Genomic DNA, 14,178 nt, shown 5'->3' on the forward strand with positions numbered 1-14,178 from the left:
CCCAGCCCGCTGCACAGCGCCCCCCCTTATCCCACTAACATCAACTCCCGCTCCTCGCTCAGCGGCTTGTTCAGCAGCGACAGCAGAATATTTTTCACGGCCTGAGCGGACGGTGAAAGCGGCAGGCGGGCGGAGATGTTCAGCGACAGAGGCAGACTTAACGAAGGGCTGTTAATGCGTGACATCCAGGCATCGGCAGAACCCACCAGCGCACGGGCAGCGGATTCAGGTAATACGGTCACCCCCATGCCGCTGGAGATCGCTGCGGTCAGGGTTGAAATTGATTCAATCTCACCGATGATACGCGCACTCAGACGACGCAGTGAAAACGCCTCATCCACCCGCTTACGCACAGCGCTATAGTCGCGGGGTAAAAACAGGCTCATCTGCGCCACATCGGCCAGATCGACGCTGGCACCGGGGTAATCGGTGGCACCGACCAGGAAAAGATCTTCTTTCATCAGCGGCATACTGTTGATTCCGGCAGTGGGTGCGCGATCGTACAGCACCGCCATATCCAGCTGACCGTTCATCACTTTCTCATTCAGAACGCTGCCGCTGTTCTCGTGCAGGTAGACCAGCACGTCAGGGAACTGATCGCGGACGGTTTGCAGCAGCGGCATGGTCAGCGATGACGCTGCCGTGCCCGGTGCCAGACCAATGGATACCTGACCGCTCAGCACCTGACCGGCATTAATCACCGCGGTCTGGGCCTGTTCGCACTGGCGCAGAATGGTACGCGCATGACCATAGAGAATCTTTCCGGCTTCAGTTGGCGTGACGCCGCGCTTGGTGCGGATCAGCAACTGCTGATCCAGTTCATTCTCCAGCGTTGCCACCTGCTGACTGAGTGCAGGCTGTGCGATATGCAGCACTTCGGCTGCCTGCGTCAGACTGCCGATATCGACGATTTTCACAAAGTACTTCAGTCGTCTTAAATTCATCTTGCCTCCGTCACTTACCCCGAATGGCGAAATGGGTCTGACCCAGCCGCCCTGATGACAGAGATTTTGCAAGATGCAGGCCAGGTTTAAACCACACACCTCACCCGCCAGCCTGATTATTCCTAACGGCCCGGAAAATAAGCGTTTCTGATTACCTCTTATGGGTTAATAAGGATCGGGAATAACGCATCACACTGCGTGCTGCCCCAGGGCGCACTGTGGCAGTGCAAACGCTGCGAGTCAGACGTGCAGAAAAGTGATGACCGGCTGTACAGTTGTAGTGCAGTGGAAACGCGTTGCACCGGGTGAAGGCCTGTATGGCCTGCTCAGACGCGGGATAAAAGTGGCTGAAAGTGTAACCGCTATCAGCGGGATTTCTTATCGCTGGAGAATCCTGAAGCCTTAAAGCAACCGTTGCCCTCTCCCGCGACGGAAGAAGGCAACGTCTGCTGATTACCGTTTTTTGCGGTTGCGGTGCATGTCGATAGAGACCGCGGCCACAATGATCATCCCTTTGATGATGTCCTGAATGTAGGCATCGACACCGACGAAGGTGAATCCGCTTTTGATCAGGCCAAGGATGACTGCGCCGATCAATGTGCCAGTGATACGGCCCACGCCACCCATCAGGCTGCTGCCGCCGATAACGGCTGCGGCAATCGCATCCAGCTCGTAAGACATCCCCATGCTCGACTGACCGCTGCTGACGCGCGCCGCCAGAACCACACCCGCCAGGCCAGAAAGCGCACCGGCAATGGTGTAAACGATGATCAGATACTTATTAACGTTGATACCGGACACTTTTGCCGAGGTCATGTTGCCGCCGATGGCGTAAACATATTTACCGTAGCGGGTGTGCTTCAGGGCGATGTGGAACAGCAGCGCCACCACCAGGAAAATGACGACCGGCATGGCACCCTGTCCGATAGACGTAAAGCCATCGGAAAGGAAGCTGATAGGATTGCCCTGCGTGTAATACTGCGCCAGACCACGAGCCGACACCATCATGCCCAGCGTGGCGATAAAGGGCGGGATACCGGTGCGGGTAATCAGCACCCCATTGACCACGCCCGCCAGCAGACCCACACCGATACCGGCCGCGATAGGGATCACCGCAGGCATATTCACCAGCGACGGATACATCGGCGACAGGCTGTCAGAGGTCTGCGCCAGGCTGGCAGCCACGACCGCCGCCAGGGCGATAACGGAACCGGAGGAGAGGTCGATACCGGTTGTGATAATGACCTGAGTCACGCCAACAGCGATAATCCCGATAATCGCCACCTGCAAGACAATCAGGATCAGACGGTTGGTGTTGAGCAGGAAAGACTGGTCACGCACGTACCAGCCAAACATTTCAAAAATCAATGCAATCCCCACCATCACCACAAAAATGCCGGTATCTTTTGGCAGTTTATGACGCAGGCTGGCAAAAAAAGAGGGTTGCTGCGGGGCTGCCGGGGTGGCAGTAGCTTTCATATTGCTCATAATGGTCTCGCGCCTCACTCGGATGCCAACGACAGAATGGTTTCCTGATCGGCTTCTTCTTTATCGAGGATGCCGGTTATACGCCCGCCGTGCATCACCATCACCCGGTCGCTCATGCCAAGGATTTCCGGCAATTCAGAGGAGACCATGATGATAGCCACGCCACGGTTGGCAAGTTCACTGATTAAACGGTAAATCTCCGCTTTCGCGCCGACGTCAATGCCGCGTGTCGGCTCATCCAGAATCAGAATCTTCGGTTGCGCCAGCAGCCAGCGGGCAATCAGCACCTTCTGCTGGTTACCGCCGCTGAGGTTATTGATGATCTGATCCATAGTCGGCGTTTTGATATTGAGGCGACGGATTTGATCCATGCAGTCCTCCGCCATCTTCACATGGCTGACAAAACCGCTTTTGCCGCTGTACTCCGGCATGTTGACGATGCTCATGTTCTCCATCACCGACAGCACCAGAAACAGCCCGGATTTTTTACGATCTTCTGTAAGGAATGCCATGCCCTTTTCAATCGCCGTTGAGGGGGAGTCGATCGTCACCGGCACGCCATCAATTAAGATCTCACCGCTGTCGAAGTGCTCCATGCCGAACAGGCTCTCCATCACCTCGCTGCGACCGGCCCCCACCAGCCCGGCGACACCCAGGATTTCGCCCCGGCGCACGCTGAAGCTGACGTCGGTGAAACGATCTTTGCAGGTGAGATTGCGAACCGTCAGCACCTCCTCTCCGATGGCGCTGTTGAATTTCGGGAACAGCTGGGTCAGTTCGCGCCCTACCATCTGGGTGATCAGCGACTGGCGGGTATATTTCGCTGTCTGATCGCTGGCGATCCAGCTGCCGTCGCGGAAGATACTGACTTCATCGGTAATGTTGAAAATTTCATCCATCTTGTGGCTGATGTAGATGATCGCTTTGCCCTGTTCCCGCAGGTCACGGATGATGGTAAACAGATGCGCCACTTCAGTTTCCGTCAGCGCGGAGGTGGGTTCATCCATGATAACGATGTCTGAATCCCAGGAGACCGCTTTGGCAATCTCGACCATCTGCTGCGACGCAATGCTCAGCTCGCCCACCATCCGATCGGCTTTCAGGCGGATATTCAGGCGGTTCAGCAACTCCTGCGTCACCTGATTCAGTCGGGCGTGATCGACGAAACCAAACTTCATCGGCTCGCGGCCCAGCCAGATATTCTCGGCGACGGTCATATATGGCACCAGATTGAGTTCCTGGTGGATCATTGAAATGCCCGAACGCAACGCGTCCATCGTGTCCTGAAACTGCACCGGCTCCCCTTTAATTTTGATGGTGCCCTTATCGGGACGATACATCCCGATAAGGCACTTCATTAAAGTGGATTTGCCCGCGCCATTTTCGCCCATCAAGGCATGTACCGTTCCCGGACGCACCCGCAACGAAACGTTGTCGAGGGCTTTGACGCCGGGGAAGAACTTGCTGATGCCTTCGGCTTCAAGCGCAAACGCGTTCATACATCACCTCCGTACAGCTGAGTCGGGAACGATTATTTCAGGTTACGCTTGGTAAACTGTTCCATGTTTTCTTTGGTAATCAGCTGGTAAGGAATATTGATGATTTTCTGAACCTGCTCACCTTTCACCAGTTTAATGGCCGTCTGCACTGAGCCTTCACCCTGGCCCTGCGCATCCTGGAATACCGTGGCGACCATTTTCCCCTGCTTCAGCATCTGCAGCGCATCAGGTGTGCCATCCACGCCAGCGATCAGGATTTTGTCCGGGTTTTTACCCAGTGCCTGCAGCGCACCAATCGCCATTTCATCGTTGTTGGAGGCGATGGCATTGATTTCATCACCGGCCGTCATCCAGTTACTGACCACATCCACCGCGTCGTTTCGGGTAAATTTAGCGGTCTGTTTCTGAACGATCTTGATGCCAGGGTATTTCGCGGCAACCTCTTCCACGCCCTTGGTACGGTCGCGGGTCGCTTCGTTCGCCAGGTCACCCATCAGGATGGCCACGTTGCCTTTGCCGTTCATCGCTTTAGCCAGCGCTTCCATCTGTAAGCGCCCGGCCAGTTCTGAATCGGAACCGACGTAGGCCATTTTGCCGGTCAGTTCAGCCTGTGGGCGGCGGTTCACGAAAATTAACGGAATACCGGCTTTGCTTGCCTGATCCATAATCGGTTTCACCGCGTTGGTGTCGACCGGGTTGACGATCAGGGCATCCACACCCTGACCGATAAAGTTCTGAACCTGCTGCAGCTGCTGTGAAACGTCACCCTTTGCATCCTCAACCTGCCCTTTGACGCCATCTTTCTGCATCTCTTTCTGCATAGAGGTACGCAAAATGGTCAGGAAGTTGTCATCAAACAGCGCCATCGAAACGCCAACTGAGATATCTTTTGCCATAACTGCGGCGGGTAACATGCAGGCTAACAGTGAGGCGACAATCGTTTTTTTAACGTTCATAGGGACCCTTCTTATTTGTTAACTTGCTCAGTGGCTGTGTTCACGAATGAAAAATATCTTTTACATTCACCCAGCCTGCCTGGCATCTTTTTCGGGAAATTCAGGGTAAGACATCGGGTTCTGGCTATTTTGTGATCTACCACTCCTTTTCACAATCAGTTGATCTCTTGGCAGTTATTTCCAAAATACCGTTTCATCTTCGGACGATGATGACGTCCGTGATGATAAGCAGTTTATTTGTTCCATATAATTGCGTTTTGAAATTTTTATCATAAAAGCACTGAAACGGTTGTTTTAACATCGGCAAACAACAAAACTTTGACATGCCTCTAACATCTGCGGAGAAATGCCCGCAAAGTGAGATCCTGTTGGCAGTTTGAAAATCCATCAGAATTGGGTAAAAATCGCCAATCCGCTGCTTTTACGAGCATCTGAACGCATTTCGTTAAACAGGGCTTTGACAAGCGGGATCGGCGCCGTTAATATTCGCCCCGTTCAAGCGATTCCTCTGTAGTTCAGTCGGTAGAACGGCGGACTGTTAATCCGTATGTCACTGGTTCGAGTCCAGTCAGAGGAGCCAGAATTAGAAAAGCCCGCTCAGGGAAACCTGAGCGGGCTTTTTGCTTTTATGTTTTCAGGCACGCCAGAGGGGTGTTCCGTTCTGTATGGGCTGCACGCGTAAAATCTGCATTGATGTGCGAGCGGTCATGGATTTGCTGCGGGCTACAGGGATGAGGCAGGATGGCGATAAACCAGCAAACCCGCTCTGGCTCAGCCGAACGGTTTTTTTAATGAAACGACGTCATCAGCGTCAGGGTTGCCCTTCCATATTCCAGCGAGCTGAACCCATCACATCGAAAACATGCTGGTCGGTGAACGCCGGGAACCTGGCGCGTTTTGCCGCGTCGGTTAACGCCCGGCAGTAATCTTTATCGCCCCCCTTCACGATGAACTTATCCAGGGTGCCATCTATTTTGAAATCCAGATGCGCATTACAGCGTTTTCCATTCCAGGCGTGCGGCTCTGCCAGCGCGGCATCCAGTGCTTTCTTGATGCCCGATGCCTGCTGACCATAGATATCGTTGTCCCCGACTTTGCCCGATCGTTTATAGCTGCAGGATTCCAGCGCCGTGGTTTTATGACATTCGCTGGGGGCGAGAGGCGCACAGCCTGCCAGGGCCGTCGTGAGAAGTATCAGGATGAGCTTTTGCATTTAAGTCCTTTTAAGATGATGGCCGGTCAAATGTCCTGTAATGATGCTGTGCCCGGAGACAGTCAGACAGCCGGCTGGTTATTTTCGGAAGATGTGCCTGACGGATTATTTTCTGCGCCAGAAGAGAAAGGCCGCTATTGCGGTGAGCACACCGATCAACGGCATCGTTCCCGCACCCGCCAAAAAGTTATGTCGATCAATGGCATTCTCATTTCTGATGTCCCTAAAGCGGACGAGAGCCTGCTTTTCATCAGCGGCATCCACTTCCTCACCCTCTTTCTTATATCCCTGCGCCAGCAGATCAGCGGCGCGGTGCAAATCTGAACGTGCCAGGGCAACGGTCTGTTTACCCTGCGTGTAGAAACAGTAATCTGGCATCGGCTGTGCTCACGATTAAGGGATGCAAGTCTACTCTATCGGATGCGGGTCAGGAGCGGTAGCCTTGATTATGCGGCAGTTTTTACAGGTGAGGTGCATTTTCAGGGCAGGTGGAAATATCCCTCCCGAATTCTCACCCTGTTATCGCATGGGATTCGCTGAATGAATCGATTAGATTTAAATTAATTTTGCAGCAAACCTGTCGTTATCTTTTTATAACCCCTGCCCGGATTTCACTTTCCATTAGTCATAAACTTGATCAATATCAATAAACAGTGATTAATTTTACAAAACATTACTCAGGATATAAATGCCATTTAATTCAACAGCCTGCACAGGAAGATTAAAAGATTAGCACGCCGATAATTATCATTGAAAACACTAAACATCTAATTAATGAGGCCGTGATACCGCCCTGAATAATATTAAAGATTCAATGTGCGCTGACGATAAGAAGATCATCTTTTGAATTATTTCATTGCTTCTTTTCTGCCTCAGAAACCTCATTAAAGGTGAACCTCATGGGTCTTGCTCAACGCATAGCTAATATTAAAATCGGAAAAAAACTGGGCGTCGGTTTTGTCGTCGTCATTGCGGCTTCCCTCGCCATTACCTTTATCGCTTTTGACTGTTTCCGCAGTATCAAAGACAACTCCGCCCGGCGTAGCATTACCGTGGAGATGGTGAATACGTTAAGCAAGGCACGCCTGAACCGCACGCTTTACCAGTACACCAAAGATCCTAAATTCGCCTCGCAGAACGTTCAGGCTCTGCAGGCGTTAGATGCCCTGTATAAGCGGCTCGGCAATTTTAAATGGGACGAAACAGGGCAGCAGAAAATCGTGCTGATGGGACAGTTACTTAGCGAGTATCAGCGTCAGCGTCAGGAATTTGTCACGTCGGCGCAGGCGACAACCGTTGCCTTTGAAACCCTGAAACCGGACACCCTGATTACGCTGGCACATCAGCTCGAATCCCTTGATCTGGCATTAACCCCCGATGCAGCACTGCCGGTCATGCGTCTCGCCGCAGCGCTATTTGATGCCGCAAATATTGAAAAAGCGTTTCTCGATAAACCGTCACAGGCCAGCAGAGATGCGGTCGCTGAAGAATATACGGCGATCACGACCCTGACTGAGCAACTGGACAGTTTTGCCCAGCCTGCGATTAATGACGCATCACAAAATGTGCTCAGTACGCTTGCACAGCAGCGCCAGGCGCTAACGGCCTATGTTGATGCAACTGAGAAAGAAAAAAGTGAATCTGCAGGCCTGACGACCGCCGCAGAACGGCTCAATGCGGCAGTTTCTGATACCTTCGCCTTCCAGTCCCGGATGTCGTCTGAATTTATCAAGCAGGCGGAGTGGCGCATTGCGTTTGCTGCACTGATTTGTGTCGTCCTGAGCCTGCTGATTGCCTGGCGGATCACCCGTCATATCACGCTGCCATTGAAAGAGACCCTTAACGCCGCGCAGCGTATTGCAGGCGGTGATTTGACAACCTCGCTGAAAACCACGCGTGGCGATGAGTTAGGTCAATTGATGCAGGCAGTGGATGCGATGAACGTCAGCCTGCAGAACATCATCACCAATGTACGTGATGGCGTCAGCAGCGTAGCGCGCGCGTCGGCGGAGATCGCTGCGGGCAATACCGACCTTTCATCACGGACCGAACAGCAGTCAGCCGCAGTGGTTCAGACGGCCGCCAGCATGGAAGAGTTGTCGTCAACGGTGAAACAGAACGCGGAGAATGCCCATCATGCGAGCCAGCTGGCAACCGACGCCTCGGTGAATGCCGGACGCGGTGGTGAAATTATCCGTGACGTTATCGCCACCATGAATAATATCAGCCAAAGTTCAGGCAAAATCGGCGAAATCATCCACGTCATCAATAGCATCTCCTTCCAGACCAATATCCTGGCGCTTAACGCCGCCGTTGAAGCGGCACGCGCCGGTGAGCAGGGGCGCGGGTTTGCGGTGGTGGCAGGTGAAGTCAGAAATCTGGCCCAGCGCAGTTCGCTGGCCGCTAAAGAGATTGAAACGCTGATACGCGAGTCGCTTGACCGGGTGCATGATGGCTCTGAATTTGTGGAACGCGCGGGGAGCACCATGGATGATATCGTCCGCTCTGTCAGTCAGGTTAAAGACATCATGGGTGAGATTGCGGCCGCATCGGACGAGCAAAATCGCGGCATTTCCCAGATAGCTACCGCTATGGCCGAAATGGATACCACCACGCAACAGAACGCTGCGCTGGTTGAAGAGTCGTCTGCCGCTGCCAGTTCGCTGGAAGCGCAGGCCGACGAACTGGAAAAAACGGTGGCGGTCTTCCGCTTGTCCGCCGGGCAAAGCAGCGCCAGCCGGGCTGCACCTGCCCTGGCACCGCGTCTGGTTCCCGCGATGCCTGTTAACGCATCAGCCGAATCCAGCTGGGAGAGTTTTTAACGGTTGCGGAGTCTGTGTTAACGTTGATTCAGTCAGCCTTGCTTCGGCGAGGCTGGCTGTGGGGAGATTTGAGCAAGAGAAGTGTCGTCCCTGACAGTTTCTCCGGCCGGTATACGCTTTCGCGCAACCTGTGAGGTTATCCGCTTCGTCGTTTTCCGGCCGGAGCCGGACTACGTCCACTGGCGTCAGTTCAGTTACTGTTAATTCAGCTCTTCGTTCAGGCCTGCAAGCGTCTGCAGGTACGGCACCTGCTGTTGCGCAACCGACGGTGACTTAAAACTGCTTAACCAGGTTCTGGCTTCAGAGATTTGCGTCAGCCGGCTAGCGTTACTTTCATGTTTTGCCATGAAACCCAGCTGAGTAAAAAGAGATGCGATACTGATCTCTTTCTCACCAAGGGCAAGGCTCAGTGCCGCTTCGCCAATAATAACGTGGCCTTTCTCGTCGTTTTGAAATAACACAGAAAATCCTCCATTAGGTACGAAATGATGACAACCTCACCAGAGACTGTAGTCGCAAAAGCCGGACCTGCCAGAATTATTCACTAAAAATCCCGTAAGTTGCTGATAGAAAGTACTTAATGTTTTTTTCCGGATTGTTCTGTTTGTCTCTGCCGTGCTTCCTGCCAGACTGGCTGGTCTTATCAGCACGGGATGCCACCATGAAACTTTCTGTTCTGCTCACGCTGTTAGCTGCGACAGTATGCTCGGTCTTTGATACCCATGGTGGATTCGGAACGCATCAGGCCAGCCAGTCGTTCTCCACACACAGCGGCAACACCCTTACGGAAGAATAAGCGCCGATAACACAGCCCGAAGTCGTCGTCAGTAACCGGGCAATCGGTTATTATCCGGTGCCCTTACTCTGCCGGTTGCCCGATGTCTGCCATTATCGATACGTTTATCGCCCCGCCCTGCTTTGATGAGATCTCGCTTCTGTTTCAGGACGATCATCTGCTGGTCATCAACAAACCCAGCGGGCTGCTGAGCCTGTCCGGCAAAAATCCGCTGAACCTCGATTCAGTGCATCATCGGCTGGTAAAACTTTTTCCAGGCTGCACGCTGGTTCATCGGCTCGATCTTGGCACCTCCGGCCTGATGGTTGTCGCACGAAACAGGACGATGAATGCCGCCCTGTGCCAGCAATTCAGCCAGCGCAGCGTGAGCAAAACCTATGAGGCGCTGCTGTGCGGGCACCTTGCTGACGACGAAGGTGTTATTGACGCCGCGATAGCCAAAGATCCCGCGCAATTCCCCCGCATGGTGATTTGCGCGGCTCAGGGTAAACCCGCGCGGTCACGCTACCGGGTTACTGAACGCTGTTACTATCAGGGAAAAGAGGGAAAGGCATTTCCGGTCACGCGGGTTGAACTGACGCCGGAAACCGGACGTACCCATCAGCTACGCATTCATTGTCAGCATCTGGGACACCCGATTCTGGGCTGTGATCTCTACGGCGGGCTGCTGCCACCGGGCGCGGCGCAGGCAGAAAGACTGATGCTGCACGCCAGCGGATTAACCTTTGTTCATCCTGTCAGCGGCGAGACACTGCGCCTCTCTGCCCCCCGCCCCTTCTGACGGCATCAGCACGCGATTACCACATCAAATCGTCGGGCACTTTGAAATCAGCATAAGGATCATCTTCGTCCTGAACGTCTTCGCTTAATGCGCTGTTTAAGACGATGGCACTGGCATCACGCTGGGCAATTTTGTCCGCTACGCTGGCCGGGATGATGGCGTACTGGGTCTCACCACGCGCATCAGCCGCCAGACGGGCAATTGCAAGGCGGCCATTAATCAGCTGAGTCTGCGTCGGCTTATCCACCATGATTTTCTTGATCAGGTTATTGTCAGTGAAGTTGAAGCTGATGTCGCCTCTCGCCACGTCGATTTTGTTCATGTCGATCAGCTGTTTGATCTGGGCTTTGTACTCTTTAGACAGCACAGCCAGCTTCTGCTGCTCGTTCAGCTGCTTGTCCCGCTCAAGCTGCGCTTTTTTGTTATCTTCCACCGCTGCTCTGGCTTCACGCGCCTGAACCCTGGATTTTTTGGCTGTCCGCTGAACCTTATCCATCTTCTTGCTGGATACCAATCCCGCTTTCAGCATCTGCTCTTGCAAGGTGAGTTTTGTCATTGTCGTCTCTGAATCTGTGAAATTTTATCCGGGATTATACCTGTAATCGTTCAGGCTGTGCCAGGTTGCCGCATTGGCCGACGCCGCGATTGCGGGATACGCCTCAACACTGTGCTAACATTCCCCGGTCAACATCATTTTATTGAGCACCATGTCAGAGCTAACAAAACGTAAAAATGACCCTGAAGGGCTGAAAAAACGCATTATCGCGGGCGCACTGAAAACGTTCGCGGAATTTGGGATGCAGGGGGCCAGGCTGGAGCAGATTGCTGAGCATGCGCAGACCACTAAACGCATGGTGGTGTATCACTTTGGCAGCAAAGAGCAGCTTTATATCACGGTGCTTGAGCAGGTTTATCAGCAGATACGTCAGCACGAAACCGGCCTGAACCTGGCGGAGATGACGCCGGAACTCGCCATGACGCGTCTGGTGGAAGCCAGTTTTGATTATCATGTCGAGCATCCCGATTTTATCCGGCTGGTCTGCAGTGAGAACCTGCTGCGCGGTCGCTACATTACCCAGTCACCACAGATTAAAGCGCTCAACCGCAGCGCACTGGATCTGCTGGATGATATCCTGGCACGTGGTCAGCAACAGGGCGTGTTCACTGCCGATGTGCAGACCATCGATGTCCATCGCCTGATCAGCAGCATCTGCGTTCATCACGTCTCAAACCGCTACACCTTCAACGCGCTTTTCAGCCCTGATAACAGTGAAGCAGAGAGTATTCGCCGCAATCGTCAGCTGGCTGTCACCGCAACGTTACGCTATATCCGCAAATAAATGCCCGCGAGCCGGGCTTCGCTTAACCATAGTCTACGCTTAGTAAACATCTGTCATGAAATCGCCATAAAAGGAATGCTGTTGTGAGCAGAGACGCACGCCTCTATCCGCTTCGCCAGACCCATATTGAACCCGATAATGATGCGCTGTGGAACTGGGCGCAGAACGCGCAAATCGGCAGCCGTCAGCAGGTTCAGCGTCCCGCCAGCGAAGCGGAATTGCAGAAACTTATCCGCGAGTCACGCGGTCAGATTCGGGTGATCGGCAGCAAGCTATCGCCCGGCCGTATGCTGCACGTCAGTGATGACGATGTGCTGCTGGACCTCAGTGCCCTGCGCGGTCAGCTCGCCAGTGACGCGGAGAGCGTGACTTTTGGTGGTGCGACCCCGCTTGAGCAGGTTTATCGCACCCTGACCGGCATGAACCGCATGCTGGCGTCGTCGCCGGGTGTGATTGCGATTCAGACGCTGGCAGGCGCGATGGCGACAGGCACGCACGGCCAGGGTTTGCAGCAGAGTTCGATCGCCGATGAAGCGCTGGCGATACGCATGGTGCTGGCCGACGGCAGCGTACGTGAGTTTTTCCGTGGCGAAGCGGATTTTCCGGCCGCACAGGTTTCGCTGGGCGCGCTGGGTATTGTGACGGCGGTGACCCTGCGTACCCAGCCGTTTAAGATTTTCACCTGTCACAAAAATGCAGTCTCTGCCGACACGCTGGAAGAAGATCTGCTGCGCTGGAACAACGACTATCCGCTGAGCAAAGCCTGGTGGTTTGTCGACGATAACCTGATGCATGTCTGGAATGCCCATGAGGCGAGTGACGAGGAGCGCCAGCGCTACGAAGCACAGGGGCGTCAGGTGGTGGAGCATGAGGGTGAAGCGGACGACAGTCTTAATGACACCATCGATCAGACGCTGGCGCATATGCACCGGGATACCCAGATTCAGGGTAAAGGTGGAAAGCAGTTCAGAACCGTGACCCGCTTTCGCGACTTCACCGATGTTACCGGTGACATCTACCAGCTCTTCTGCCGTGGCATTGCGGTGCCGCAGATCAATGTGGAAATTGGCGTGCCGCTGGCAAAAACCCCGGCCATCATCCGCCGGATCAAGCAGTGGTATGCCGAAAATCGCCCGCACATGCACTACCCGATTATTCTGCGCTGCACCGGCGCATCGTCAGCCTGGCTCAGCCCGGCAGCAGATCAGCCAACCTGCTTTTTCGGCTTCGTCGTCTATTACGCCGACGATGGGTCGCTGTCACAGGAGGGGCTGCACTTCCTGACCGAAGTAGAAAAACTGCTGGCCGAGGAAGGCGGACGCCCGCACTGGGGCAAATATTACGACGAAGAACGCTACACCTGGCGTGAGCTCTACCCGCAGTGGGACGCTTTCCGCGCCCTGCGCCACCAGCTCGACCCTCAGGGCCGACTGGGTAACGACTACATCACGCCACTTTTTGACTGATTGAGGAACGCTATGTTTGCCTGGGTAACGCTGTTAACACAACCCGATTATCTGGTGGGCGTCAAAGCGCTGCACCGTTCGCTGCAACAGAGCCACAGCCAGTGGCCGCTGGTCGTGATGACCACACCAGCCATTTCAGACGCTGACTGCCAGACTTTGCAGGATGAAGGCTGTGTAATTAAACCGGTCGAACCGCTCTATCCTCGCGACGATCTGGACCAGCATTACGCCTCGGCACAGTTCGGCGAGGTCTGGACCAAACTGCGTGCCTGGCAACTCACTGATTATGAACGCGTGGTGTTTCTGGATGCTGATATGCTGGTGCTGCAGAACATGGATGAGCTGTTCAGGCTGGATCTGGGCGATAATCCGCTGGCTGCCTGTCACGCCTGCCGCTGTAATCCCAACCAGATTGCCTCTTATCCGGCAGCGTGGCAGCCAGAGCAGTGTCACTATACCTGGCAGGCACGCGGTGAAGAGGCCCCGAAAAATGTGGATCTCTATCTGAACGGGGGCTTTCTGGTGCTGAAGCCCGACAACGCGATGTTCGACGCACTGGAAAAGCGTATTGCCGCGATTGATGATCTCAGCGCCTATCCTTTCTCTGAACAGGATCTGCTGAATGAAGTGTTTGCCGATCGCTGGAAACCGCTCTCGTATATCTACAATGCGTTAAAAACGCTGCCGTTCCAGCATAGCGGTCTGTGGCAGGGTGATGAGGTGAAGAATCTGCACTATATTCTGGCGAAGCCGTGGAAACGCGATCTCAGCCAGCCTGAGAACCAGCGCGATCGCTTCTATGCACTGGACAAGCTGTGGTGGGAAAAAAGCGGTCTGATCTGATTTATACGGGCGGGCGGCGACCCTTTCCCG

General features: G+C 54.0%; 14 protein-coding genes and 1 tRNA gene. 7 read left to right on the plus strand and 8 right to left on the minus strand.

Features of this window, described 5'->3' with window-relative positions:
- Window positions 1-26: 26 nt before the first annotated feature.
- From nac to N5J69_RS03480, 4 genes are all read right to left on the minus strand, one after another.
- Entirely contained in the window at window positions 27-944 is a 918-nt protein-coding gene (gene nac, locus N5J69_RS03465) for a nitrogen assimilation transcriptional regulator NAC (RefSeq protein ID WP_279768109.1), read from the minus strand.
- Window positions 945-1,397: 453 nt separating this feature from the next.
- Complete coding sequence (locus N5J69_RS03470) at window positions 1,398-2,423, minus strand: ABC transporter permease (RefSeq protein WP_170933484.1); 1,026 nt, start codon at window positions 2,421-2,423, stop codon at window positions 1,398-1,400.
- A 23-nt stretch (window positions 2,424-2,446) separates the two neighbouring features.
- A complete protein-coding gene (locus N5J69_RS03475; protein ID WP_279768110.1) occupies window positions 2,447-3,931 on the minus strand; it encodes a sugar ABC transporter ATP-binding protein in 1,485 nt (494 codons plus the stop codon).
- A gap of 32 nt (window positions 3,932-3,963) precedes the next feature.
- Complete coding sequence (locus N5J69_RS03480; RefSeq protein ID WP_279768111.1) at window positions 3,964-4,887, minus strand: sugar ABC transporter substrate-binding protein; 924 nt, start codon at window positions 4,885-4,887, stop codon at window positions 3,964-3,966.
- 504 nt (window positions 4,888-5,391) lie between these two features.
- Between N5J69_RS03480 and N5J69_RS03485 the strand changes: the two genes are divergently transcribed.
- A tRNA-Asn gene (locus tag N5J69_RS03485) sits at window positions 5,392-5,467 on the plus strand.
- A 231-nt stretch (window positions 5,468-5,698) separates the two neighbouring features.
- Here the strand turns inward: N5J69_RS03485 and N5J69_RS03490 are convergent.
- Window positions 5,699-6,100: a cell envelope integrity TolA C-terminal domain-containing protein gene (locus N5J69_RS03490; protein ID WP_279768112.1), complete on the minus strand. Its 402-nt coding sequence runs from the start codon at window positions 6,098-6,100 to the stop codon at window positions 5,699-5,701.
- A 105-nt stretch (window positions 6,101-6,205) separates the two neighbouring features.
- On the minus strand, window positions 6,206-6,478 hold the full coding sequence (locus N5J69_RS03495; RefSeq protein WP_279768114.1) for a hypothetical protein: 273 nt from the start codon (window positions 6,476-6,478) through the stop codon (window positions 6,206-6,208).
- A gap of 521 nt (window positions 6,479-6,999) precedes the next feature.
- Here N5J69_RS03495 and N5J69_RS03500 point away from each other — a divergent pair.
- A complete protein-coding gene (locus N5J69_RS03500; protein WP_279768115.1) occupies window positions 7,000-8,922 on the plus strand; it encodes a methyl-accepting chemotaxis protein in 1,923 nt (640 codons plus the stop codon).
- 200 nt (window positions 8,923-9,122) lie between these two features.
- On the opposite strand, the gene N5J69_RS03505 is transcribed toward N5J69_RS03500, so the two are convergent.
- On the minus strand, window positions 9,123-9,383 hold the full coding sequence (locus N5J69_RS03505) for a hypothetical protein (protein ID WP_279768116.1): 261 nt from the start codon (window positions 9,381-9,383) through the stop codon (window positions 9,123-9,125).
- Window positions 9,384-9,583: 200 nt separating this feature from the next.
- Between N5J69_RS03505 and N5J69_RS03510 the strand changes: the two genes are divergently transcribed.
- Window positions 9,584-9,718: a hypothetical protein gene (locus N5J69_RS03510; protein WP_279768117.1), complete on the plus strand. Its 135-nt coding sequence runs from the start codon at window positions 9,584-9,586 to the stop codon at window positions 9,716-9,718.
- 82 nt (window positions 9,719-9,800) lie between these two features.
- Window positions 9,801-10,499 carry an RluA family pseudouridine synthase gene (locus N5J69_RS03515; RefSeq protein ID WP_279768118.1) on the plus strand — a complete coding sequence of 233 codons (699 nt, stop codon included), beginning with the start codon at window positions 9,801-9,803 and terminating at the stop codon, window positions 10,497-10,499.
- Window positions 10,500-10,515: 16 nt separating this feature from the next.
- Here the strand turns inward: N5J69_RS03515 and N5J69_RS03520 are convergent, their stop codons facing one another.
- Window positions 10,516-11,055, minus strand: a complete 540-nt coding sequence (locus tag N5J69_RS03520) for a DUF2058 domain-containing protein (RefSeq protein WP_279768119.1) — start codon at window positions 11,053-11,055, stop codon at window positions 10,516-10,518.
- A gap of 151 nt (window positions 11,056-11,206) precedes the next feature.
- Between N5J69_RS03520 and N5J69_RS03525 the strand changes: the two genes are divergently transcribed.
- The 3 genes from N5J69_RS03525 (at window position 11,207) to N5J69_RS03535 (ending at window position 14,148) form a co-directional block, all read left to right on the plus strand.
- The gene (locus tag N5J69_RS03525; protein WP_279768120.1) at window positions 11,207-11,839 is read left to right on the plus strand and encodes a TetR family transcriptional regulator; all 633 of its coding nucleotides are present in this window, start codon (window positions 11,207-11,209) and stop codon (window positions 11,837-11,839) included.
- Window positions 11,840-11,922: 83 nt separating this feature from the next.
- On the plus strand, window positions 11,923-13,305 hold the full coding sequence (locus N5J69_RS03530; protein WP_279768121.1) for a D-arabinono-1,4-lactone oxidase: 1,383 nt from the start codon (window positions 11,923-11,925) through the stop codon (window positions 13,303-13,305).
- A 12-nt stretch (window positions 13,306-13,317) separates the two neighbouring features.
- Window positions 13,318-14,148: a glycosyltransferase family 8 protein gene (locus N5J69_RS03535; protein ID WP_279768123.1), complete on the plus strand. Its 831-nt coding sequence runs from the start codon at window positions 13,318-13,320 to the stop codon at window positions 14,146-14,148.
- Window positions 14,149-14,178: the final 30 nt, after the last annotated feature.

The organism is Pantoea sp. GD03673 (assembly GCF_029844725.1).
GTDB lineage: Bacteria > Pseudomonadota > Gammaproteobacteria > Enterobacterales > Enterobacteriaceae > Pantoea.

Coding starts and splice junctions, on each gene's coding strand:
- N5J69_RS03475 (WP_279768110.1), bottom strand. CDS start 3,931: ATGAACGCGTTTGCGCTTGAAGCCGAAGGCATCAGCAAGTTCTTCCCC.
- N5J69_RS03480 (WP_279768111.1), bottom strand. CDS start 4,887: ATGAACGTTAAAAAAACGATTGTCGCCTCACTGTTAGCCTGCATGTTA.
- N5J69_RS03525 (WP_279768120.1), top strand. CDS start 11,207: ATGTCAGAGCTAACAAAACGTAAAAATGACCCTGAAGGGCTGAAAAAA.
- N5J69_RS03510 (WP_279768117.1), top strand. CDS start 9,584: ATGAAACTTTCTGTTCTGCTCACGCTGTTAGCTGCGACAGTATGCTCG.
- N5J69_RS03515 (WP_279768118.1), top strand. CDS start 9,801: ATGTCTGCCATTATCGATACGTTTATCGCCCCGCCCTGCTTTGATGAG.
- N5J69_RS03495 (WP_279768114.1), bottom strand. CDS start 6,478: ATGCCAGATTACTGTTTCTACACGCAGGGTAAACAGACCGTTGCCCTG.
- N5J69_RS03470 (WP_170933484.1), bottom strand. CDS start 2,423: ATGAAAGCTACTGCCACCCCGGCAGCCCCGCAGCAACCCTCTTTTTTT.
- nac (WP_279768109.1), bottom strand. CDS start 944: ATGAATTTAAGACGACTGAAGTACTTTGTGAAAATCGTCGATATCGGC.
- N5J69_RS03490 (WP_279768112.1), bottom strand. CDS start 6,100: ATGCAAAAGCTCATCCTGATACTTCTCACGACGGCCCTGGCAGGCTGT.
- N5J69_RS03520 (WP_279768119.1), bottom strand. CDS start 11,055: ATGACAAAACTCACCTTGCAAGAGCAGATGCTGAAAGCGGGATTGGTA.
- N5J69_RS03500 (WP_279768115.1), top strand. CDS start 7,000: ATGGGTCTTGCTCAACGCATAGCTAATATTAAAATCGGAAAAAAACTG.
- N5J69_RS03535 (WP_279768123.1), top strand. CDS start 13,318: ATGTTTGCCTGGGTAACGCTGTTAACACAACCCGATTATCTGGTGGGC.